The 21,947-nt window shown below is 44.8% G+C and carries 18 protein-coding genes; 7 read left to right on the top strand and 11 right to left on the bottom strand.

The genetic code is table 11. The annotated features are described in order from the left end of the window. Positions 1-30: 30 nt before the first annotated feature. Positions 31-1,311: an adenosylmethionine--8-amino-7-oxononanoate transaminase gene (gene bioA, locus R7Z49_RS05370; RefSeq protein ID WP_064368027.1), complete on the top strand. Its 1,281-nt coding sequence runs from the start codon at positions 31-33 to the stop codon at positions 1,309-1,311. Positions 1,312-1,380: 69 nt separating this feature from the next. On the opposite strand, the gene R7Z49_RS05365 is transcribed toward bioA, so the two are convergent. The 6 genes from R7Z49_RS05365 to lrp all read right to left on the bottom strand — a co-directional run bounded on the left by R7Z49_RS05365 (position 1,381) and on the right by lrp (position 8,981). Beyond that, complete coding sequence (locus tag R7Z49_RS05365; RefSeq protein ID WP_033905078.1) at positions 1,381-1,647, bottom strand: DksA/TraR family C4-type zinc finger protein; 267 nt, start codon at positions 1,645-1,647, stop codon at positions 1,381-1,383. A gap of 196 nt (positions 1,648-1,843) precedes the next feature. Continuing rightward, positions 1,844-3,151 (bottom strand): serine--tRNA ligase, encoded by a 1,308-nt coding sequence (serS, locus tag R7Z49_RS05360; RefSeq protein WP_005437179.1) that lies wholly within the window; start codon positions 3,149-3,151, stop codon positions 1,844-1,846. A gap of 91 nt (positions 3,152-3,242) precedes the next feature. Beyond that, entirely contained in the window at positions 3,243-4,598 is a 1,356-nt protein-coding gene (locus tag R7Z49_RS05355) for a replication-associated recombination protein A (RefSeq protein WP_242531641.1), read from the bottom strand. Next, entirely contained in the window at positions 4,599-5,225 is a 627-nt protein-coding gene (gene lolA / locus R7Z49_RS05350) for an outer membrane lipoprotein chaperone LolA (RefSeq protein WP_005388103.1), read from the bottom strand. Between the two features lie 61 nt (positions 5,226-5,286). Beyond that, positions 5,287-8,334, bottom strand: a complete 3,048-nt coding sequence (locus R7Z49_RS05345; protein ID WP_318111429.1) for a DNA translocase FtsK 4TM domain-containing protein — start codon at positions 8,332-8,334, stop codon at positions 5,287-5,289. Positions 8,335-8,486: 152 nt separating this feature from the next. Further along, complete coding sequence (gene lrp, locus R7Z49_RS05340) at positions 8,487-8,981, bottom strand: leucine-responsive transcriptional regulator Lrp (protein ID WP_005378234.1); 495 nt, start codon at positions 8,979-8,981, stop codon at positions 8,487-8,489. Positions 8,982-9,137: 156 nt separating this feature from the next. On the opposite strand from lrp, the gene ald reads away from it, so the two are divergent. Next, entirely contained in the window at positions 9,138-10,262 is a 1,125-nt protein-coding gene (gene ald / locus R7Z49_RS05335) for an alanine dehydrogenase (protein WP_005378241.1), read from the top strand. A gap of 93 nt (positions 10,263-10,355) precedes the next feature. On the opposite strand, the gene R7Z49_RS05330 is transcribed toward ald, so the two are convergent. Continuing rightward, the gene (locus R7Z49_RS05330; RefSeq protein WP_318111428.1) at positions 10,356-11,552 is read right to left on the bottom strand and encodes a methyltransferase; all 1,197 of its coding nucleotides are present in this window, start codon (positions 11,550-11,552) and stop codon (positions 10,356-10,358) included. 53 nt (positions 11,553-11,605) lie between these two features. After that, the gene (gene cysB, locus R7Z49_RS05325) at positions 11,606-12,580 is read right to left on the bottom strand and encodes an HTH-type transcriptional regulator CysB (RefSeq protein WP_005388967.1); all 975 of its coding nucleotides are present in this window, start codon (positions 12,578-12,580) and stop codon (positions 11,606-11,608) included. Between the two features lie 313 nt (positions 12,581-12,893). Here cysB and R7Z49_RS05320 point away from each other — a divergent pair, with 313 nt between their 5' ends. Continuing rightward, the gene (locus R7Z49_RS05320) at positions 12,894-13,658 is read left to right on the top strand and encodes a hypothetical protein (protein ID WP_005378247.1); all 765 of its coding nucleotides are present in this window, start codon (positions 12,894-12,896) and stop codon (positions 13,656-13,658) included. Positions 13,659-13,755: 97 nt separating this feature from the next. Then, positions 13,756-14,526 (top strand): tRNA isopentenyl-2-thiomethyl-A-37 hydroxylase MiaE, encoded by a 771-nt coding sequence (gene miaE / locus R7Z49_RS05315; protein WP_206949116.1) that lies wholly within the window; start codon positions 13,756-13,758, stop codon positions 14,524-14,526. Between the two features lie 125 nt (positions 14,527-14,651). Here miaE and R7Z49_RS05310 read toward each other — a convergent pair whose 3' ends face one another. Together R7Z49_RS05310 and R7Z49_RS05305 are read right to left on the bottom strand one after the other, a co-directional pair. Beyond that, positions 14,652-16,280 carry a methyl-accepting chemotaxis protein gene (locus tag R7Z49_RS05310; protein WP_206949117.1) on the bottom strand — a complete coding sequence of 543 codons (1,629 nt, stop codon included), beginning with the start codon at positions 16,278-16,280 and terminating at the stop codon, positions 14,652-14,654. A gap of 155 nt (positions 16,281-16,435) precedes the next feature. Next, the gene (locus tag R7Z49_RS05305) at positions 16,436-16,702 is read right to left on the bottom strand and encodes a hypothetical protein (RefSeq protein WP_017634954.1); all 267 of its coding nucleotides are present in this window, start codon (positions 16,700-16,702) and stop codon (positions 16,436-16,438) included. Positions 16,703-16,993: 291 nt separating this feature from the next. On the opposite strand from R7Z49_RS05305, the gene R7Z49_RS05300 reads away from it, so the two are divergent. Beyond that, entirely contained in the window at positions 16,994-18,322 is a 1,329-nt protein-coding gene (locus R7Z49_RS05300) for a sphingomyelin phosphodiesterase (RefSeq protein ID WP_206949118.1), read from the top strand. After that, positions 18,319-19,275, top strand: a complete 957-nt coding sequence (locus R7Z49_RS05295) for an ATP-dependent dsDNA exonuclease (protein ID WP_206949119.1) — start codon at positions 18,319-18,321, stop codon at positions 19,273-19,275. The genes R7Z49_RS05300 and R7Z49_RS05295 overlap by 4 nt, the downstream gene beginning before the upstream one ends. A gap of 84 nt (positions 19,276-19,359) precedes the next feature. Here the strand turns inward: R7Z49_RS05295 and trpS are convergent, their stop codons facing one another. Next, positions 19,360-20,382: a tryptophan--tRNA ligase gene (gene trpS, locus R7Z49_RS05290; RefSeq protein ID WP_206949120.1), complete on the bottom strand. Its 1,023-nt coding sequence runs from the start codon at positions 20,380-20,382 to the stop codon at positions 19,360-19,362. A gap of 601 nt (positions 20,383-20,983) precedes the next feature. Here trpS and R7Z49_RS05285 point away from each other — a divergent pair. After that, positions 20,984-21,940: an AEC family transporter gene (locus R7Z49_RS05285; RefSeq protein ID WP_318111425.1), complete on the top strand. Its 957-nt coding sequence runs from the start codon at positions 20,984-20,986 to the stop codon at positions 21,938-21,940. The last annotated feature ends 7 nt before the right edge of the window (positions 21,941-21,947 follow it).

The raw sequence follows: 21,947 nt of genomic DNA, 5'->3' as shown, positions 1-21,947 counted from the left end.
TTTTAATCTTAATTGTTATTGGAATCGCACATGGATCTCGCCTTCGACCGCCAGCATATCTGGCATCCTTACACTTCGACATTGACACCTCTGACCTGCTACCCAGTGGCATCAGCAAGTGGTGTTCACATTAAATTGGAAGACGGTACTGAGCTTGTCGATGGCATGTCTTCTTGGTGGTCGACGATCCACGGCTACAACCATCCGCATTTAAATCAAGCCGCTCACCAGCAAATCGATCAGGTCTCTCACGTGATGTTTGGCGGGATTACCCACCAGCCAGCAATCAGTTTGTGTAAGAAGCTACTGTCCCTAGCACCAAGTAATCTTGAACATGTATTCCTTGCCGATTCAGGCTCCGTTGCCGTAGAAGTCAGCTTAAAAATGGCACTGCAATATTGGCATGCAAAAGGCGAACGCCGACCGAAGTTTCTTACTTTGCGACACGGTTATCACGGCGATACGTTTGCGGCGATGTCGGTTACCGATCCTGACAACTCAATGCACTCTCTTTACAAAGGCTTTTTGCCTGAACATATCTTTGCGGAGTCACCAACTTGTGGTTATTGGGATGAATGGAAGCCAGAGGACCTTACCGACTTCGAGCACAAGATTGAAACGCTCCACCAAGAACTTGCTGCGGTGATCCTTGAGCCTATCGTTCAAGGCGCAGGTGGCATGCGCATCTACCATCCAGAATTTCTCAAAGGCGTGCGTAGACTTTGCGACAAATACGGTCTGTTATTGATTGCAGATGAGATCGCTACCGGTTTTGGACGCACAGGTAAATTGTTTGCCTGCGAACATGCGGATATTCAACCAGACATTCTGTGTGTCGGGAAAGCACTTACTGGCGGCTACATGACCCTCTCTGCGACCCTCGCGAGCAAACACGTAGCAGACACTGTTTGTGGTGGTGATGCTGGTTGTTTTATGCACGGTCCAACCTTTATGGGGAATCCACTCGCTTGTGCCGTAGCTACTGCAAGTTTGGAATTGATCGAGCAAGGTGATTGGAAGCAACAAACCCAACAAATTGAAACGCTGTTTTCTGAGTTACTACCAAAACTTGAAGAATACGACTTGGTGAAAAACACCCGTTGGTTGGGTGCTATTGGCGTAGTGGAGACGCTTCGCCCTGTGAATATGGAAACCATCCAAGCCTTGTTTGTTGAACACGGAGTGTGGATTCGTCCATTTGACAAACTGATTTATATGATGCCGCCGTTCATCAGCAAGCCAGAAGATATTGAGAAGCTAGTTAACGCGATTGATGCAGCGTTGCAACGTAAAGACTGCTTCGCTTCATAGTTCCATTCAATACGAAAACGGTTTGAGTATGAGACTCAAACCGTCTCGTTATTTATTAGAGCAGTAAAGCTATCGAAGTTGACTGTCTTTACTCGCTCGTCGATTGAACAATGCTTGGCGTTGAGATACCAATTCGATTGTTGACTGACATTCGATACACAAACGAACGCCTTTCATTGCAAGACGACGCGCTTCTGGGATCTCATCACCACACTCATCGCAGTAATGGGTGCTCTCACCCTTTGTGATACTGCCACGAACACGGGAAATCTCGTCGTCTATTGTGTTTTGAATTTGTTGGCTGACGCTATCGTCATTTGCCCACCCTACGGCCATAAGCCCTCCTCGTTACTTGAATGAGAAAATCTACTTACCGTGGTAAGGTGGACGATTATATCGATTACAAATAACAAGATAATTAGGGTAAATTCGAAAACACTATTGCAGCCTAGTAATAATCAATTTTCACTCGACGCAGATAACAAAAAACCCAGCACTAAGGCTGGGTTTTGGTGTTCTAGTGGTTAATGAATTAACCGATGTGCGTTGCGCCCGCCATGTACTTCTGAAGTACTGTAGGGATTGCAATGCGGCCGTCTGCTTCTTGGTTGTTTTCTAGGATAGCAACCATTGTACGACCTACAGCTAGACCAGAACCGTTTAGCGTGTGTACAAGCTCAGGTTTCTTCTCGCCTTTACGACGGAAACGCGCTTGCATACGACGAGCTTGGAAGTCCCACATGTTAGAACATGAAGAGATTTCACGGTAAGTTTCTTGAGCAGGAACCCAAACTTCTAGGTCGTAAGTCTTACGAGCGCCGAAGCCCATGTCACCTGTACATAGAACCACTTTACGGTAAGGAAGCTCAAGAAGTTGTAGAACTTTCTCAGCGTGACCTGTTAGCTCTTCTAGTGCGTTCATTGAATCTTCTGGCTTAGTGATTTGTACTAGCTCAACTTTGTCGAACTGGTGCATACGAATCAGACCACGAGTGTCACGACCGTAAGAACCCGCTTCTGAACGGAAACATGGCGTGTGAGCTGTCATCTTTATTGGTAGATCCGCTTCGTCAGAAATCGTGTCACGAACTAGGTTCGTTACAGGCACTTCTGCAGTAGGGATTAGAGACAGTTTACGTGGCTCTTCGTCGTTTACTTTTTCTACTAGCGGCTCAGTGTGGAAAAGATCTTTACCAAACTTAGGAAGCTGACCAGTACCGAATAGGCTGTCAGAGTTTACTAGGTAAGGTACATACATTTCCGTGTAGCCGTGCTCTTCAGTGTGAAGATCTAGCATGAACTGAGCGATTGCACGGTGTAGGCGAGCGAATTGGCCTTTCATCACGATGAAACGTGCGCCAGTGATCTTAACAGCACTTGCGAAGTCTAGACCGTCACCCATTTCGCCTAGGTCAACGTGATCTTTCAGTTCGAAGTCGTAAGACTTTGGCTCACCCCAACGAGAGATTTCAACGTTGTCGTTTTCATCTTTGCCATCTGGCACTTCATCTGCTGGGATGTTTGGTACAGAAAGCGTGAATTCGTCTAGTTGAGCCATTACTTGCTCAAGTTCAACTTTCTTCGCATCAAGATCGCTACCTAGAGTACCGATTTGTTTCTTGATCTCTTCTGCGCCTTCTTTGTCGCCAGCCGCCATTTTTTGGCCGATTTGCTTGGAGATGGAGTTACGCGTGGATTGTAAATTTTCTACTTCTACTTGAATGGACTTACGTTGTTCTTCAAGTTTACGAATAGTATCTACGTCTAGCTTAAAGCCACGACGCGCCAGTTTAGCAGCTGTTTCATCCAGCTCTGTACGAAGTAATTTAGAATCCAGCATTGTTAATCCTATGCTTTTTGTTGTGAAATCACGCGCACTTTCCAAGCGTACGCGTTAAAAAAATTTACTGAACAAATGTATCCAAAAACGCCTACTTTTCATAGCGCTTTTGTGGGCTATTTGCGTCTAAAGTAGCCAAGTAATCTAACTTTTCGCCGATTTTGGTCTCTAGACCACGATTTGTCGGCTGATAGTACCTACGATCGCCCATTTCAGGTGGCAAATATTGCTCACCCGCAGCGTAAGCGCCAGGCTCATCGTGAGCATAACGATACTCTGCACCGTAACCCATGTCTTTCATCAAACTGGTTGGTGCATTTCGAAGGTGATGCGGCACTTCATATTCAGGTAAGTTATGAGCGTCTGTGAGCGCTTGTTTCCATGCCACGTAAACAGCATTACTTTTCGGCGCACACGCTAAGTACACGATCGCCTGTGCAATCGCACGTTCACCTTCTGCTGGACCAACTCGGGTAAAGCAATCCCAAGCAGACAGTGCCACTTGCATTGCGCGAGGGTCAGCATTACCTACATCTTCAGAAGCGATCGCAAGTAATCGACGGGCAATATAAAGAGGATCACATCCCGCTGCAATCATACGTGCAGCCCAGTAAAGCGCCGCATCTGGGTTAGAACCACGAATGGATTTGTGGACCGCAGAGATTAAGTCGTACCAGATATCACCTTTGTTATCGAAGCGAGAGACTTTCTCCCCTGCCACTTCAGCCAGCAACTTAAGCGTGATCTCTTTTTCACCTTGCGCATTGTCTTCTGCCATGTCGTAGAGCAGCTCAAGATAATTGAGAGACATGCGAGCATCACCGTTTACCAGTTCTGCTAGGCGGTCTAATACGTTATCAGCGAAGTGTGCAGGTGTATTGCCCAAGCCACGTTCTTTATCGCTGATCGCTTGGTTCAGCGCCAATGAGATTTCATCTCTATCAAGAGACGTCAGCTTGTAGACACGTGCACGTGACAGCAATGCGTTGTTTAACTCAAACGATGGGTTTTCTGTCGTCGCACCAATAAAGGTAACCGTGCCATCTTCGATATGCGGTAAAAACGCGTCTTGTTGAGATTTGTTGAAGCGATGCACCTCATCCACAAATAAGATGGTGCGGCGGCCCGCCATTTTGTTCTCACGTGCTTTCTCGATTGCAGCACGGATTTCTTTCACACCAGACGTTACCGCAGACACACGCTCTACTTCAGCATTGGCATAGTTTGCAGCCACTTCCGCTAATGTCGTTTTGCCTGTGCCTGGTGGTCCCCAAAGGATCATAGAGTGAATGTGACCCGCCTCTAGCGCACGGCGCAGTGGCTTACCGGGGCCTAAAATGTGCTGCTGTCCGATGTATTGTTCGATCGTTTCCGGTCTCATACGAGCAGCAAGGGGACGAAAATCTTCGTCCCCCGAGAAATCTAATGTGTAATTACTCACTACCAATTAATTCCTTTGGTCATCCACTTCCACACCTTTTGGAATTGTGAATGTGAATCTGTCTGCTTTTGGTTTACCCAGCTTCACGTTGTTAAAGGTGAACAAACCTTTTTGGCCGTCTTGCTCAACCACATTGAAGCCTTTCACCACACCTTTGGCATCAATATTAATCTGGAATTGACCTTGTGTGGAGTCTACTGCAGTAGGAATGAGAGTGAACTGGTCACCTTTTTGAGATATTTTGTAGTTATTCCAATCACTTGCTCGGTTACGCGTTAGCAAAACAAATGGCGTTTGCTCTGTTGCTTGCTCTTGCCAGTAGATGCTCACTTGCTCGATGAATGGGCTGTAGTACCACAATGTCTTACCGTCAGAGACCAATAGGTTCTCATCAGGGAATGTTGTACTCCAACGGAACAGGCTTGGGCGGGCAATTTCAACCGTACCTTCTCCTTCCATCACCGTTTCGCCTTCAGGGCTGATAACCTGCTGAGAGAAATCCGCACTAAAGCCATCATTCATAGAAAGGCGTTTGTTTAATTCATCTTTAGGAGACGCTGCGTGCGCAGTAGAGAAGAGGGAAAAGCTTAAAACAAGCGCAGAGAAAAGTTTCGCTGAAAATAGTTTTTTCATTCAGATACCTATTATTAGAACCACTCACCTCAGTTGGACTGAGGTGAGTAACACAAGTTCATTAATCTTTTGGTGGCGCGGGTGCCAGTACTTCGCGGTTACCGTTATGACCCGGAGCACTTACGATGCCCTGCGCTTCAAGCTGCTCTACAATACGGGCGGCACGGTTGTAACCTATCTTAAATCGGCGCTGAACACCGGAAACCGAACCTCGACGTGATTGAACCACGTGCTCAACAACTTGATCGAAGAGCGGGTCTACATCTTCATCCGCTTCCATTTGCTCACCTGGCAATAGACTTTCTGGAGTTTGATCTCCACTGATGATCTCTTCAATGTAGTTCGGTTTACCACGCGCTTTCCAGTTGTTTACAACAGCATGAACATCATCATCTGATGCAAATGCACCGTGAACACGAGTTGTATGACTTGACCCCGGCGGTAGATACAACATATCACCCATACCAAGTAGTGATTCTGCGCCGCCTTGATCTAGGATTGTACGAGAGTCCGTTTTAGTCGATACCGTAAACGCAACACGAGTCGGAATGTTCGCTTTAATTAGACCGGTAATAACATCAACCGATGGACGCTGAGTCGCAAGAATTAAGTGAATACCTGCCGCACGCGCTTTTTGCGCCAAGCGAGCAATCAGTTCTTCAACTTTCTTACCTACCACCATCATTAGGTCAGCAAATTCGTCAACAACAACGACGATGTAAGGCAGCTTTTCTAGCAATGGCGGTTCAGTATCCATACTGTCGCCTTCTTGCCAGAACGGGTCATGGATTGGGTGGCCCGCTTCTGCTGCCATCTTCAATTTTTCGTTGAAGCCCTTCACATTACGTACACCTAATGCCGACATCAATTTGTAACGACGTTCCATCTCGCCCACACACCAACGTAGAGCATTTGATGCGTCTTTCATATCAGTCACAACTTCAGAAAGAAGATGAGGGATACCTTCATAAATAGAAAGCTCTAGCATTTTCGGGTCAATCATGATGAAGCGTACATCTTCTGGGCCTGCTTTATACAGCATGCTCAAAATCATCACGTTCACACCTACCGACTTACCAGAACCTGTTGTACCTGCTACTAGCACGTGTGGCATCTTCGCAAGATCTGCCACCACAGCTTCGCCCGCAATGTCTTGACCTAACACAACCGTTGTTGGTGACGTTGCTTGCTCAAACTGAGGGCTACTGATGACATCAGATAAATAGACCGTCTGACGACTCATGTTTGGCAGTTCCAAACCGATGTAAGGCTTGCCAGGGATTACTTCCACAACACGTACCGCCATCGCAGACAATGCACGCGCTAAGTCAGTTGAAAGACCAGAAATACGACTTACTTTCACCCCCGGCGCCAAATCAAGCTCAAAACGAGTGATCACTGGACCAGGATAAATACCAACCACATCGGCTTTGATTTTGTAGTCAGCGAGTTTGCTCTCTACCAATCGAGCGACCTGCTCTAGCGCATCACGGTCGATAAAGTTTTCACGTTTTTCTGGATGATAAAGCAACTCGAGCGTTGGGAGTGGCTCTTCCGGAACTGGCAAGTTTTCTTCTTTCTGTACCAAAAATGGGTTCTGTGTTGCAGCGACTTTGGCTTGCGCATTGGAAACCATATCTTGGAATGCGGTAACGTCTTGGTCGTTGTCTTGGACCTCTTCTACTTCCACTTTTTGAGGTGCAGGTTCAAATGTTGTTGAAGGTGTTGCTGCTTGCTGATGAGGCGTTGTTGGCTGTACTTGCTGTGCAGGCTGAGACTCCACTTCGTCTTCATCATCTAACACATCAAAGTCAGAGATCGTAGGCTCAATATGTTGGCTCGACTCTGTTTGAGCCGTGATGCTATCTAATACAGCAGAATCAATTGCAGGCTCTTCATGTACAGGATGCTCAATACTTGGCTGCTGTACTTGCTCTGCTTCAAATTGTTCGTACTCCGCATAATCTGGTTCAACACTGATCGGTTCTTCTGTAGCTGTATGTGGCTCTACATAGGAAGAGTAAGTGTCTGCAAATGATGGGGCTGCCTGTTCTTCAGTTCCCCAGTCATCTGCTTGTTGCGCCGCTGCTTCAAGCTCTTCTATCGTAACATTCAGTTGCTTGGTGCGTTCCAAGAGCGGATCAACGTTATCAGTGTTAACCGTATGGATAGGTTGTGTTTGAGGCTCAGGTTCAGCATAAACTGGCGCAGCATTAACCGTAGCCTTGCGTTGTGGTGGCGTCGGTTCTACCATCGCCTGTTCCGTAGGCTTATCAGGTTTAGCTTGCGGCATATAAATAGGATACTCATGCGTTGGCGCCGATTCTTTCGGTTCATCGACGTCGTATGCCGTTAAATGAGGAAGCGGCTCATCATCAATTTCATGGTCTACATTATGTTTAGGCGTAGAGACTTTATCTTCTACAAACTCATCAAGCTGAGGTTCTAAAACTTCCTGCTCTGAACCTCTTGCCTTATTTGCAAGCGCGGCAATTAGTGCTAATGCACGATCACCAAGCCATTCCACGATGTTAAGCCATGAGATGCCAGTGAAGAGCGTAAAGCCCGCTCCCCACAAGAACAGCAGTACCAATGTGGTACCGAGTACATTCAATGTAGGTAAAGCGAGGCTAGACAACACATCCCCGACCACACCTCCGGATGAAAAATACCAAATGTCATCAAAATTAATATCGGCAAGACCGCAACTGGTCATAATAAGGACGACAAGACCGAGCAGCCTTGTACCCCATAGCATGAAATCAATTGGCTCATCTTCTCCTCGTTTACGGCAAATCACCCATGCAGCCGCCGCTAGCAAGAAAGGGGTTGGGTAAGCGAGAGAGCCAAATGTGAAGAATAGAGTATCGGCTAGCCAAGCGCCGAAAAGGCCACCAGCATTATCGATATCCCCTCCCCATGCGGTTTGGGACCAAGAAGGATCGGCCGGACTGAAGGTAAATAGTGCAACCGCAAGCAATACCGAGCTAAGAACGCCAACGATAAAGCAGCACTCTTTTAAGCGTTGGAAGCCATTTAAGCGTGAAGACTGGGGCTCTTCACTGGTTTTGATAATGGTTTCGACTTTCTTTGCGTTCTCTTTGAACATAAATCAACTTGAATATGGAAATGAAATAGGAAATTGCAAAACATTCCGAGCGGCATCAAGCCGCTCGGTAAATTGATTTAACCATATCAAGGAGAAAAACCCAATTACTCTCTGGCGAAAGCGGAAGCATATACCGCTTTCTTTGCAAGAACTTAACGAGTTTTGATCACAAGCTGGTTAGATTGTTTCACTTCTTCCATAACAACGTATGTGCGAGTGTCATTTACGCCAGGTAGACGTAGTAACGTATCGCCCAATAGTCGGCGGTAAGCACCCATATCTGATACACGGGTTTTAAGAAGATAGTCAAAGTCACCTGAAACAAGATGACACTCTTGTATGTCGTCTAGCTTTTGAACAGCTGAGTTAAACTGCTCAAACACATCCGGCGCACCACGGTTTAGCGTAATCTCAACGAATACTAATAGTGATGCATCCAGGAACTGCGGATTCAATAATGCAGTATACCCTGTGATATAACCCTGACGCTCTAAGCGACGCACACGCTCCAAACATGGCGTTGGAGAAAGTCCCACACGTTTTGAAAGCTCAACGTTTGAAATACGACCGTCTTTCTGCAGCTCATTAAGAATGTTGCGGTCGATACGGTCTAGTTCCTTGGACGGCTTTTTATAGTTGTCTGCCATTTTTTATTCCACCTTATTACTTCCTTGCAAAAAAATATACTACAACTTTTTAATATTTGGTGCCAAATTTTACAAATCTATAACTATACTAGTTATTAATTCGACAATAACACCCTACTAACAGTTAATACAACCATTATAGAAAGAGGATACAGGATGATCATTGGCGTACCTAAGGAAATCAAGAATCACGAATATCGTGTTGGTATGATCCCAGCTAGCGTGAGAGAACTCATCTCACATGGTCACCAAGTTTTAGTTGAGACCAATGCAGGTGCCGGCATTGGTTTTTCAGACGATGATTACATCGCTGTCGGCGCATCCATTCTCCCTCATGCTGCTGACGTATTTGCGCAAGCAGACATGATTGTAAAAGTAAAAGAACCCCAAGCAGTAGAGAGAGCAATGCTCCGCGAAGGGCAAATTTTATTTACTTATTTACACCTAGCACCAGATTTTCCACAAACTGATGAGCTAATCAAGAGCAAAGCTGTCTGTATAGCCTATGAGACTGTAACAGATAATATGGGTCGTTTGCCACTGTTAGCACCAATGTCAGAAGTGGCAGGTCGGATGTCTATCCAAGCTGGCGCGCAAACGTTGGAAAAATCGCACGGCGGTCGTGGTCTGCTCCTAGGCGGCGTACCTGGTGTTGAACCTGCAAAAGTCGTTATCGTTGGTGGTGGCGTTGTTGGTGCAAACGCTGCTCGTATGGCGGTTGGCCTTCGCGCTGACGTCACCATTCTAGACCGTAACGTAGACACACTTCGTAAGCTTGACGAAGAATTCCAAGGTCGCGCAAAAGTGGTTTATTCTACTGAAGACGCTATCGAGAAGCATGTTCTAGAAGCGGACCTTGTTATCGGTGCCGTTCTAATTCCTGGCGCAGCAGCACCTAAACTGGTCACTAAAGAGCACATTGCTAAGATGAAGCCTGGTGCGGCAGTGGTTGACGTGGCAATTGACCAAGGCGGTTGTTTCGAAACTTCGCACGCGACAACTCACGCAGATCCAACTTACATCGTTGATGAAGTGGTTCACTACTGTGTAGCAAATATGCCTGGCGCAGTTGCTCGCACTTCAACATTTGCACTCAACAACGCTACACTTCCATACATCGTGAAGTTAGCAAATAAAGGCTACCGCGAAGCACTTCTAGAAGATAAAGGCTTCCTTGAAGGTCTAAACGTTATTCACGGAAAAGTAACGTGTAAAGAAGTAGCAGAAAGCTTTGACTTGGAATACGTTGAACCAACTCAAGCTATCGCTATGTTTAATTAATGACAAAATAAAACATAACTTGTCACGTTTTGTTTACAAAAGCCCACTCATAAGTGGGCTTTTTCATATAGAGCGTTTGGCTATAAAGAATAACTAAATCTTATATGCACAAATTAAAATATTTCTAGGTGTGACCGATTTAGAGCAAAACTCTGACAATCTAACACGGTAACCACGTTCTTCAAGATAAAGCACTTTATCTAATGCGAGCCAGATCTCCAACGGACGTTGAAAAACAAGTTGCACTAAGCTCATTCTCTCCATTTGCCAGAAGCGTTGTTCGCTTAACTTTTCAAAATGAGAGAAATCGATTTCTTGAGGAAGAACAATGCCTTTTTGCTCCGCTGCCCAGCGACAGAACGATTCAAAACCATCACTTAATTGCGACTTACGGATACTCGGCACAGGCTGATACTCTGCCATTCCCAAAGCTTGTCGCGTGATCAAATCAAACCCAAGACGAAACATCATTTCCTGCTGACGATGACGACGCACGCGCTCTCCTCCCGTCACCGTTTGTTGTAATGGGATACGCAGTTCTTGCTTAGACAATGAGAGAGAAGAAGCCCTGCCCGATTCCGACATCGGCTGGTATTGTTCCGACTGAATCAAGTGGTAACAACAAGGTGATATGGTCATCGCAGCAATCCCATTTTCACTGCCGTACTGCATTAGACGAACGTGAAGGTCACCGCATGCATGCAGTGCTACTGCGTGTTGCGTTGGCTTAAACACGGCTTTCGCTTTGCTATCAAACGCGTCGCCTTGAATAAACGTCATCTTCCAATGATGTTCATTGGCTGCTTGTTGTCCCGAATCGCACAGTGCTTGTTGGTATTCAAAGCTGGTTACAGGCTGATCGGTTTGCGTGGTCAGGATTCGCCCCAAGTAACCTTTACCTGAGCACCATTCTAGCCATTCTTCGCCACAGTGTTGTTGAATTGCAGCTTCACCCATCGAGCTAATTTGCTCCAACTTACGTCCCGGAATACCGTTATCTAAACCACGAGCGAGTTCCAAGCCGTTTAACGACAAAAGCTCTAAATGAGTCAGTTTTGCGAGTTGTTCAAGCTCAGGCAAAAACGGACTAAGTGCTTTTAACGCGAGTTCTGGTGCTGCTTTGTATTCTTCGATTTGAGAGGGAGTAAGAGACGCTAGCCATTGGCACAGTCGAGGATGTTGCTCCTGCCAAGGTAATGATGTGTGAATGCTGCTTTTAAAAGGCTCGAATCGCCACAAAGATTGGTTTTCGATTAAGCAGTCATTAATAAACTGAAATTGCGTTTTCATAGCTCCCCCTACAACGAGCGCATTGTAGAGGGAATCGAAACATCAATGAAGTGTTATCTCACCGGAAGCTCGATGTCTTTAAACATCTCTTCGATTTCTGCATTAGACTTCAACGAAATCGCCTGCTCAACCACTGGACGCGTTAAGTGCGGTGCAAAACGCTCCATAAAATCGAACATGTAAGAGCGTAAGAATGTACCACGGCGGAAGCCGATGCTCGTGGTGCTCGCGCCAAACAAATGGCTCGCATCTATTGCAACCAAGTCACCGTCCTGCTCTTCATCCACAGCCATGCTTGCAATCACACCCACACCAATACCCATACGAACGTAAGTTTTAATGACGTCTGCATCAGTTGCCGTGAACACCACTCGCGGGGTTAAACCTTCGCGGTTGAATGCTGTATCCAGCTCTGAACGACCAGTAAAACCGAACACGTAAGTGACTAATGGGTAAGCGGCAAGATCACTGATCGTTACTTTGTCTTTCTTCGCTAGTGGGTGGTCTTTAGGCACAACTATTGAACGATTCCAGTGATAACAAGGCAGCATGATGGCATCTTGATATAAGTGAAGAGCTTCTGTCGCAATCGCAAAATTCGCAGTGCCTTTAGCTATCGCCTCAGACATTTGTGACGGTGTACCTTGGTGCATGTGTAACGACACTTTTGGATAACGAGAAGTAAAACCTTTGATGACATCTGGCAGTGCATAACGAGCCTGCGTATGTGTCGTGGTGATATTCAGCGTCCCCATTTCTGGATGGGTGTGCTCTCCAGCCACCGCTTTGATACTTTCTACACGAGCGAGAATTTCTTGAGAGATACGTACAATTTCTTCTCCAGCTGGCGTCACTTGCGTTAAGTGCTTACCGCTACGTTCAAAAATCTGAATACCTAACTCATCTTCCAGCAACCGAACCTGTTTACTAATACCTGGCTGAGAGGTATATAAGCTTTCCGCCGTTGCAGATACATTCAGATTATGGTTTACAACCTCAACAATATACTTCAGCTGCTGCAGTTTCATCGTAATCCCTTACTTATTCATGAGAGAGTTTATTGGCCACTCAAGCGAGCGATATAATAATTAGTTATAACGCGTTCAAATCGAAATGAACAGCAATTTCTAACTTATACCTCAATCACATACTAATAATCTTCAAGCAAGAAACAATATGCACAAAGTTGAGCCAATAAATGACTGAAGTTCTATGATGTGACTTCTATCAGTAACTAAAACGTGGGAGAGACAAAATAATCAAACAAATAAGGTGCCGAGTAAGATAAGATTCATGTATTCTTTAACGCTAGCCGCAGAAAAGTAAAGCAGACGCAAAGATATGAATATTGGTTTAATAATCGCTTTGGTAGCCATCCTACTGGTGTTAATCCTAGGCTATAACATTATGTTGCAATATAAGGTTAAAGTTGAAACCGCAAAAAGGCAGGAATCAGCGCGATATGTAGCCTTGATAGATGGTACTGAAGAGTTGATTGGTCATGCGCACCATATCCCTTTTAGTAAAGAGCTGTTGCTGTGTCTAAACAATCGTATTCTTGACGCGCTAGAGAGCATGCATGAGCTGGATCCGAAGAACAAGCAACTTGCTCAACGTATCGAAAATATGAAGCAGCAGATTACGCAGCTAAAAGAGAATGGCCCTACAGGCGAGAGTACCACTTTCAAGATGCCGAGTAGTGATAAACAAGCTATCGTCATGCTTAAGCTGGTTAAACGACTTCGCGACACTATCCGTAACGAGCACAACAAAGGTCGATTGGATACCCAGACTTACGTCACTGAAAATGCGCGCTTGGAAACGATGCAAATTCGCATCAACATTGAAAATGTCATCAAAAGAGCAAACGACTCTATCGCTCGTGGCCAACCAGGCACCGCGCTTCAACTGCTGCGTAAAGGTATCGATGCTTTGAGCACTAAGAGCGATCCTTATTCTATTCAAGCGAAACAAAAGCTTGAAGAGATGTTGGGTGACTTAGATAAAAAGCGCCAAGATAAAAGCGATGCTGAAATGCAGCAGATTGCTGACAAAGAGCGTGACAATGACATGGAAGCACTCTTCGGCGAGAAGAAAAAGTGGTAACATTCACTTCAGGTCAAGAAAGGCTGCAATTGCAGCCTTTTTTCTACCCGCAAGACAACGGATATGCCCAATAAAAATGTGAAGTACTAAAACTAAAATGATGAATCTAGACGCCTATCAAGATCTTCTTGCTCCCATTAACCAATTTCTGCAATGCAGTACACCTGATGAATGGGTAGAGGAAGCAAAGAAACCAGAGAACCTTCAAACCATTTTGTTAGACCACCTACTGTGCGAACTAAAAGCTGGCCAATCTGCCATGTTTTTAATTCGTAAGTATGCCGTTGACCAATCCAGTTCACATGCTCTACTTGACTGGTTTAAGCCCTACGAAGATTTTGCTTACCGTAACGTAGGCTCATTGGAAACTTTAAAAGGCAAGAGCAATATTTCTAAGTCAATCATGGCTAAGTCCGACTCACCATACAGCCAAGATTTGATCGATAAGATGGTGCTTTTGATAAAAGAGGAGTTACACCACTTTTATCAAGTTTTAGAGATCATGGAAAGTCGTGGAATTGAGTATAAAAATATTCCAGCAAGTCGCTATGCTAAAGGACTGATTTCGCATATGAAGACTCATGAGCCAGAAACGCTGATCGATAAACTCATCATTGGTGCGTACATCGAAGCCCGATCTTGTGAGCGTTTTGCCAAACTAGCACCACATATGGATGACGATATCGCAAAGTTCTACATTTCTTTATTACGTTCAGAAGCACGCCATTACCAGGATTATCTTGTATTAGCGGAGCAAATCGCAGGCAAAGATATCAGCGAGCGCATCGCCTACTTTGGACGTACAGAGGCAGATTTAATTTCTACGCCAGATACAGATTTTAAGTTTCACAGTGGTATTCCAGCCTAGCGAGCATATTCTCCCAAGGTTGAGCATACTCTGAACTTATATAGACAGAGAATAAATAAGCCGGACATTTCGTCCGGCTTATTTATTGTAGCAATGAGGTTAGGAATAAAGCTGAAACACAACAACTAGAGCTGGAATGAACCCATTCGAGTTTTCAAGTTGTGCGCTAGGCTACTAATCTGCTGACAAGCCACAGCCGTTTGTGAAGCTCCCTCAGCCATCTCTGTTGAAGCACTATTAATATGCTCCACACTGCGATTCAGCTCTTCGGATACAGAATTCTGCTCACTGCACGCCGTTGCGATTTGTGTGCTCATTTGCGCTATGTTATCGACAGAATGTTCAATTTCTTTTATCTGGCTATCAGCGTCATTAACTTGCTCAACACACTGAGAAATACCCTCCTGACAATCACGGCTTGAATGCCCTATTTTACTGCTGCTCTCTTGTAGCTGATTAACAATTTCCACAATTTGTGAAGTGGATTCTTGAGTGCGTTGCGCCAGAGAACGAACCTCATCTGCCACAACAGCAAACCCACGTCCTTGTTCACCAGCCCGAGCGGCTTCAATTGCGGCGTTCAGTGCTAACAAGTTTGTTTGCTCGGCAATCCCGCGGATCACATCGACGACCACATTGATATTGTTTGAGCTCGATTCAAGCTCACGTGCCAGTTCATCTGATTCTTGGATCGTATGTGATACACGCTCAATTACTGCGATAGTTTGTTGTAACGTCGCCGTTCCTTGCTTTGCCACTTCCGCAGCCGAATAAGCAGAGGTTGCGCCAACTTCGGTATTTTGTGCCACTTCACTTACAGCAGCTTGCATCTCTGTCATCGCAGAAGCCACCGAGCTAAGTTCAATTTGTTGATTTTGCATACCAGAGGCGGTCTGAGAAGAAATAGCACTCACTTCCTCTACTGCTGCCGTTAGCTGAATCGTTGAGTCATTAATCTCAGAAACCAACGAATGTAAGTTTGTTTGCATACCGACAAGCTCTTTGAGCAGCGTTCCTAACTCGTCTTTGCTCAATTCGCTTTCGTCGATTTGATTATTCAATTGACCCTTGGCGATTTTGGAAGCGAATTCCAGTGCTCGATCAACAGGCCCGCAGATGACTCGAGAAAGCAACATGGCAGACATTACCATGACCAATGCGACGACAAGCGCACCAACAGCAGCGCTGTATTGTGTAAATGCCGCTTCACTTTGTACTTCTTCGCCAATCAAATTCACCAACTCATCGTTCAACGCGAGGGTATCATCCAAGCTGCTCAACGCTTTTGAGTAGGTATCGAAACTTGATAAAATTACATCATTTGCACTTTCAGCATCGCCTTGGCTTAGCAATACGTTGTAAGTCTTCGTTTCTTTGATGTATTGATTCCAAGTTTCTTTAAAAACGCTAAAGGACTGCGTTTCACGCTTATTAAGGTCGAGCTTTTCGTATTCTGCAATACCAGCCTGCACATCAGAACGCCATTGGTCGAGGCCTTTTAACCACTCACCAATTTTGGGGTGATTTGCGTTTGGCAATAAAGAGAACTCATCTTTACGCACTTTAGTAATATCAACTTGGATACCTTTCAAAATCGCAACAGAAGGTAAACTTTTATCTGTTAGCACTGAGATGTCTTTATTCAGTGTTAACAAACCTTGCACCAACATTACTGACACTAAACCAAACACGGCAAAAACGGTTAAATAACTAACCGATATTTTCTTTACGACACTTAAGTCTTTAATACGCATGCACTTTCTCCCCGCAGCCTTTCCAAACCTCTCACTTAAGTGAAAGCTTAACCTCTAAAACACACTGTTTTTTGCGCTCGATATCATTGAACGCTCTTATATACATCGGCTTGAGAGATCAAATCTTGACCAGTAATTGATAGTTTTATCACATGCTATTTTAGAGATAGGCTCGCATGCTCCGTATTGTGTCTACATCTTTTCATGAGCGCTTCTCGGCGCAGATCCAAGATCTCATCGATGAGCTTTTCTTTCGCATTTATCCCAAAATGCTGGGCATAATTTTTTACTTTTGCTATCTCATTAGGTTGCAAGCGGTACACCTCTTTCTTTAAACGCGCTTCTGCTTCACTTCTAATCAAACCTTGCTCTTGCAACAATTTAATGATGGTTTCATCGGTTGGATTTACTGCTCTAGCCATGGTGCTCCATCTATCAATTTGAGTTCTAGCCATATGGCTAGATGAATGACGCCGCACAACTTATAGAGCAAAGATGACAGCTTGATTGCAGTGAATGCAATTCGTTGACTGTTGGTATTATTTTCCACCGCTTCAACGGCCACACACTCAATGCCTCCACCCTCACCATTGAATAAAGATCACATTCTGATAACAATTTTCAGCACTGGCTTAGATGTCATCCATATTTAACGTGCAAGTAACATTTATAAACAAGAATGATTGCTCTAGTTCAAATGATGGAAAAATAAGATGAAATTTTCGCAGTGGAGCCTTTTATTAAGTAGCTTGATAGCGTTACCCAGCATTGCAGATACCGACGTTTACCTAACGAATAACTCTGATCAACCGTTAACTATTCAAGTAAAACATGAAGGTAGTGATTTGCTTCAATACGGAGAAGAGTGGCAACAACATGTGCAGGTACTTGGTCCGTGGGAAACTAAATCTGTATTAAGCTTCAACCGCTGGGAGGGCGTGAAATCAAATCAAACTTACCGTTTTGAAACGGTGGTTTCTAGCCCCGAAGGTGAAAGCATAACACTCAATCAAATAATGGAAGGCCATTGGTACAATTCGACCATTGAATACGGCTTATCCGCAGCCGATGTCGAGTTATCTCTCAAAGATGATCGTAACATTCATCGTGCCAACACTAACGCTTTTGGTACGAGAGAAACCGAACTGGCATTTAAGTCAGACAGTACCGCTCGATATGATGATCTTTACTACACCATCACGCCAAGCAAGGTAGCGGAGTCTGTCGACAGCGAAGAACAAAACCTTAAGTTGATGACTTATAACATCTGGGCGTTGACGGCTATTGCATCGCACATTGGAGATCGTTACGAACTGATTCCTCAACATGTAAAAGGTTACGATGTTTTGGCGCTGCAAGAGGTGTTTGCCAGCGGCCGTGAAGCATTCTTACGTGAGTTAGCCAAGGAATATCCTTACCAAACAAAGATGTTAGATAAAGAAGGCGTTAATATTCATGATGGTGGCGTAATCATAGTTAGTCGCTACCCTATCGTGAATGAAGCGCAATATGTCTTTCCCGATTGCTCTGGTACAGACTGCTTTGCCGATAAAGGCGTAAATTATGCGGAAATAATTAAAGGAGGTCAGGCTTACCATGTGTTTGCTACCCATACCGCATCTTTCGATACAGACACCGCCCGTGAGTATCGTCAGCGCCAGTTCAAACAAATCCGCGCACTCGCCCAATCTCTTGACATTCCTTCGAGCGAAACTGTGGTATACAGCGGCGACTTTAACGTAAACAAAAGAAAGTTCCCTGGTGACTACCAACAAATGATCGCTAACTTAAGCGCCATAGAGCCTCACTACTCTGGTTACACGGAGTCAACCTTTGATCCCCGTATCAATAACTTCGCAGGTGAAGCGTTATCAGGTGGCGAAAACGTGGAATACCTTGACTATGTTATGGTGAGTAGTGAATACGGGGTGAAATCATTCAATGACAACCGTGTAGACGTGCCGCGCACAACCGTAGAGAGTTTATGGAAACACTATAACCTTTCTGACCATTTCCCAGTAAGCGCAACAATCAAACCATGAAGAAAATCGCTTTGATAATCATGTCCGCCATTATGGCGGGCATGATATTTTTAACTTTCAGTCACGATGTTCAAAAAGAAGAGCTCGCTTCCTCTCCTTCCCCTAAGACAAAAAATCAGAGTGTCTCCAGTACATCACCACAAACAAGCAGCATCGTGCCCGATACAGATACTTCACCACAAACAGCTAAGCTCCCTTCCACAGTTCAAATAACGACTGAGCGATTAACTCAACTCAAAGGCAGGAAACTTGTCGCTGAACTTGAGACGTTTTGGCATGAGTGTATGTTGAACCGTAGTTGTGAAGAGCAGATCGCCTTGTTTGAGGCGCATTTATCTTTAGCTCGATTCCAGCTTTTGGCGAACTACCCTCAGCTCAGCAGCCAATGGCAAGAGAGTGTAGGAAATTTGTTATTTGATGAGCAACAATCACTGGCATCGCGTATTGCACAGCTGAAGAACGAAGCAAGACGCATCTGGGGAGAATTGGCTGATGTTGTTTTCGCGGATGAGTTCGCGCTGTACGATTTCAACTTAGAAGCCCAAAAGCTGGACACTCAAAGCCCAGATAACTTTTTGCGAGCTTTCGAGCAACTCACCATTGACTGGCAAGAACATGCAGGTGCTATCGGGCTAACAAGCGACCAGGAAAAATATGAGCGTGCGGTCACCCTGATTCCTAATAGTATATGCCTACCAGATCGCTTGGCGCTCATCGCAGAGCTAGAACGAACTTACTTAACGAAAGAAGAAAGTAAAAACATTCATGCTCGTCAGCAGCAAATTACAGAGCAAAAAAAACAAGTCAAAGATTATCAACAAGCATTACAGCAACTTGAGTCCAAACTAAGAACGCAAAGAGCCTCTAGCCATTTACATTTGTCAGAACCGGAATGGCAAAGCTATTACCAACAAGAAGTCGCGGATTTTCGTCGTGAATTTTTTTCTTCTTAATAATGCGCTTTGACTGACTGGGAACTTAAAAAGGCACGTTGCTAACCAGCCGTCGTGCCTTATGTTCAACTCTCTACTTTTAATTCAGAACAAATTTAAACCAAATACATCTTTCACATCAAATAGCACTTTTTCGGTTTTCTCGCGAGAACGCTCACTACCTTGTTTTAAAATATCAATCAGCTGCGCTTTATCATTCAAATACATAGCGCGCTTTTCTCGAATAGGGCGAAGCATCTCTTGTAAGCATTCTTCTAACACTTTCTTGGTCAAACCATCACCTAATCCACCTCGTCGATAATGGTCTTTTAGCTGTTCGACATAATTTTTATCAGGATGAAAAGCATCGAGGTAGGTAAATACAATATTCCCTTCGACTTGGCCAGGGTCGTCAATTTTCAGGTGATTAGGGTCGGTATACATAGATTTCACCGCCGCAGAAATCTCCTTTTCAGACGCCCCTAGGTTGATTGCATTCCCCATGCTTTTAGACATCTTATTTTTGCCATCAGTACTCGGCAAACGAGGTGCATCACTAAGTAATGGACGGCATTCCCTAAGAACCTCTTTTCCACCCAGGTGGTTTATTTTTCTTACGATTTCATTAGTTTGCTCCAACATCGGCAGCTGGTCATCACCCACTGGTACTAGCGTCGCATGAAACCCCGTAATATCAGCAGCTTGAGAAATTGGATACGTTAAAAAGCCTGCGGGAATAGAGCGTTCAAAGCCTTTACTTTGAATCTCATTTTTAACCGTGGGGTTTCGCTCTAATCGTGCGATAGAGACAAGATTACTGTAATACATTGTCAACTCGGCTAACGCTGGAATTTGAGACTGCAACGTGATCGTAGTTTGAGCGGGGTTGATACCAACAGCCAAATAATCTGCAACGACATTGAGAATATTAGAGGATACCTTTGATGGATTATGCGCGTTATCCGTCAGCCCTTGCATGTCCGCAACCAAGATCGTTTGCTCGTGCTCCGTTTGCAATTTGACTCGTTGTTTCAATGAACCAATATAGTGCCCGAGGTGTAATGGACCTGTTGCTCGATCTCCGGTAAGTATAATTTCACGCTGAGATGTATTTTTATGGCTATTCATATTTGTCTCCAAGTATTTAATAGATCGCTACTGGAGATAAAAAGATCAAACACTCTTAGCTACCATCCAGCAGCTTAAGAATGTAAGCATTCCGCGCCGCTCTATTTAGAGCGCCACCAAGAGAAGGTTGTTAATGAAGGGCGAACGTGTATTTTCATGTTTTTTAAACTAACAGCACATACCGCAGAACTCAATCTGTTTTGTACTGAATTAGAGTGAGTGTTCCAACAGCCAATTAAGAGGATTACATTGGTAAAGACATCGCAATGACCAAAACCGCACCAAATACCGAACCAGAGACAAACGCACACAGTACAGTTTTGTTGTGTTTCCTTTTCATTGATGAACTCCTATCCATAACTACGATGACCAGCCCTCACATCTAATACGCATGTGGATGCATCACGACAACGAGTTAACCAACATATCGCACGTAGGACCAGTACCGCTTTGTTAAATTGGGACCTCGTCCATAACTTGGAGTGTAAATGACTCCGGAACCTACAACAGAAGAAAATTTCATCACGTTACTGTCCTACCCTCCGGGTTTGTGGCTTAATAGGCAACAGGAACACTTTTTTCTTTTGCTGCGGATACTTACATGGAAGCTGTTTTACATCAGTTGCAATTCTCTTTGTCGATAACCGGACCTATCTGTTTGATGTTGGTACTTGGCGTTCTTTTTAAGCGCTTTGGTCTAATCAACGATAATTTTATCGAAGTAGGCTCTAAACTGGTGTTTCAAGTTACCTTGCCTGCAATGTTATTTGTCAGCATTGTGGCTTCAGAACACGACTTTTCCGCGGCAAGTGGATTCGTCAATTTCGGCGTCATCGCTAGTATTTCGTTTTTCATTTTCACCTACCTTTCCGTCAAACTTCTGTTCAAAGCATCGCCTGACCAAGGCGTTCTCATCCAAGGTGGGTTCCGAGCAAATACAGGTATTATTGGTATCGCTTACGTTGCCAATGCGTATGGTTCTCAAGGTGTGGCGCTAGCAGCGCTCTATGTCGCGGTCACCACATTTATTTATAACGTCCAAGCGGTAATTTGCTTATCGCCCAAGGGGGCAACGTCTGCCTCGCAAGCAGCAAAGATGATGGGCCGAACACTGACTAGGAATCCGCTCATAATCTCCATTGTTCTAGGAATGGCTTTTTATTTACTCGCTATCCCAGTACCGAATGTGGTTATTGACGCAGGAGACTACTTGTCCAAAATGACATTGCCTTTGGCGCTGTTGTGTACGGGTGGCTCACTTGACTTTAGCTTGATGAGAAAAGAGAAAGGTCCATCTTGGTTTGCGAGCAGTTACAAGCTCATCGTAGCACCGGTCATCATCACCATGGGGGCTTACTTAGTAGGATTTCGAGGAATTGAGCTAGGTATTCTTTTCTTTATGAACGCCTCTCCAGTCGCTGCTGCCAGCTATGTCATGGCGCGTTCCATGGGAGGCAATGCCACGTTAGCTGCAAATATCATCGCACTCACTACGGTGCTTTCTATCGTGACCTGTACGTTGGGCATCCTATTTCTTAAGTTCTACAACTTAATATAATTGGTCC

The organism is Vibrio sp. 1562, assembly GCF_033340155.1.
GTDB classification, from domain to species: domain Bacteria; phylum Pseudomonadota; class Gammaproteobacteria; order Enterobacterales; family Vibrionaceae; genus Vibrio; species Vibrio alginolyticus.
Note: the sequence above shows the minus strand (reverse complement) of the source record. Positions and strands in the feature narration are given on the sequence as shown.

What these genes read in the sequence shown, in the direction of transcription:
- R7Z49_RS05295 (WP_206949119.1), top strand. Translation starts at nt 18,319, where the DNA reads ATGAAGAAAATCGCTTTGATAATCATGTCCGCCATTATGGCGGGCATG.
- miaE (WP_206949116.1), top strand. Translation starts at nt 13,756, where the DNA reads ATGATGAATCTAGACGCCTATCAAGATCTTCTTGCTCCCATTAACCAA.
- R7Z49_RS05365 (WP_033905078.1), bottom strand. Translation starts at nt 1,647, where the DNA reads ATGGCCGTAGGGTGGGCAAATGACGATAGCGTCAGCCAACAAATTCAA.
- R7Z49_RS05300 (WP_206949118.1), top strand. Translation starts at nt 16,994, where the DNA reads ATGAAATTTTCGCAGTGGAGCCTTTTATTAAGTAGCTTGATAGCGTTA.
- trpS (WP_206949120.1), bottom strand. Translation starts at nt 20,382, where the DNA reads ATGAATAGCCATAAAAATACATCTCAGCGTGAAATTATACTTACCGGA.
- bioA (WP_064368027.1), top strand. Translation starts at nt 31, where the DNA reads ATGGATCTCGCCTTCGACCGCCAGCATATCTGGCATCCTTACACTTCG.
- R7Z49_RS05345 (WP_318111429.1), bottom strand. Translation starts at nt 8,334, where the DNA reads ATGTTCAAAGAGAACGCAAAGAAAGTCGAAACCATTATCAAAACCAGT.
- serS (WP_005437179.1), bottom strand. Translation starts at nt 3,151, where the DNA reads ATGCTGGATTCTAAATTACTTCGTACAGAGCTGGATGAAACAGCTGCT.
- R7Z49_RS05310 (WP_206949117.1), bottom strand. Translation starts at nt 16,280, where the DNA reads ATGCGTATTAAAGACTTAAGTGTCGTAAAGAAAATATCGGTTAGTTAT.
- R7Z49_RS05320 (WP_005378247.1), top strand. Translation starts at nt 12,894, where the DNA reads ATGAATATTGGTTTAATAATCGCTTTGGTAGCCATCCTACTGGTGTTA.
- lrp (WP_005378234.1), bottom strand. Translation starts at nt 8,981, where the DNA reads ATGGCAGACAACTATAAAAAGCCGTCCAAGGAACTAGACCGTATCGAC.
- R7Z49_RS05330 (WP_318111428.1), bottom strand. Translation starts at nt 11,552, where the DNA reads ATGAAAACGCAATTTCAGTTTATTAATGACTGCTTAATCGAAAACCAA.
- lolA (WP_005388103.1), bottom strand. Translation starts at nt 5,225, where the DNA reads ATGAAAAAACTATTTTCAGCGAAACTTTTCTCTGCGCTTGTTTTAAGC.
- R7Z49_RS05285 (WP_318111425.1), top strand. Translation starts at nt 20,984, where the DNA reads ATGGAAGCTGTTTTACATCAGTTGCAATTCTCTTTGTCGATAACCGGA.
- R7Z49_RS05305 (WP_017634954.1), bottom strand. Translation starts at nt 16,702, where the DNA reads ATGGCTAGAGCAGTAAATCCAACCGATGAAACCATCATTAAATTGTTG.
- ald (WP_005378241.1), top strand. Translation starts at nt 9,138, where the DNA reads ATGATCATTGGCGTACCTAAGGAAATCAAGAATCACGAATATCGTGTT.
- cysB (WP_005388967.1), bottom strand. Translation starts at nt 12,580, where the DNA reads ATGAAACTGCAGCAGCTGAAGTATATTGTTGAGGTTGTAAACCATAAT.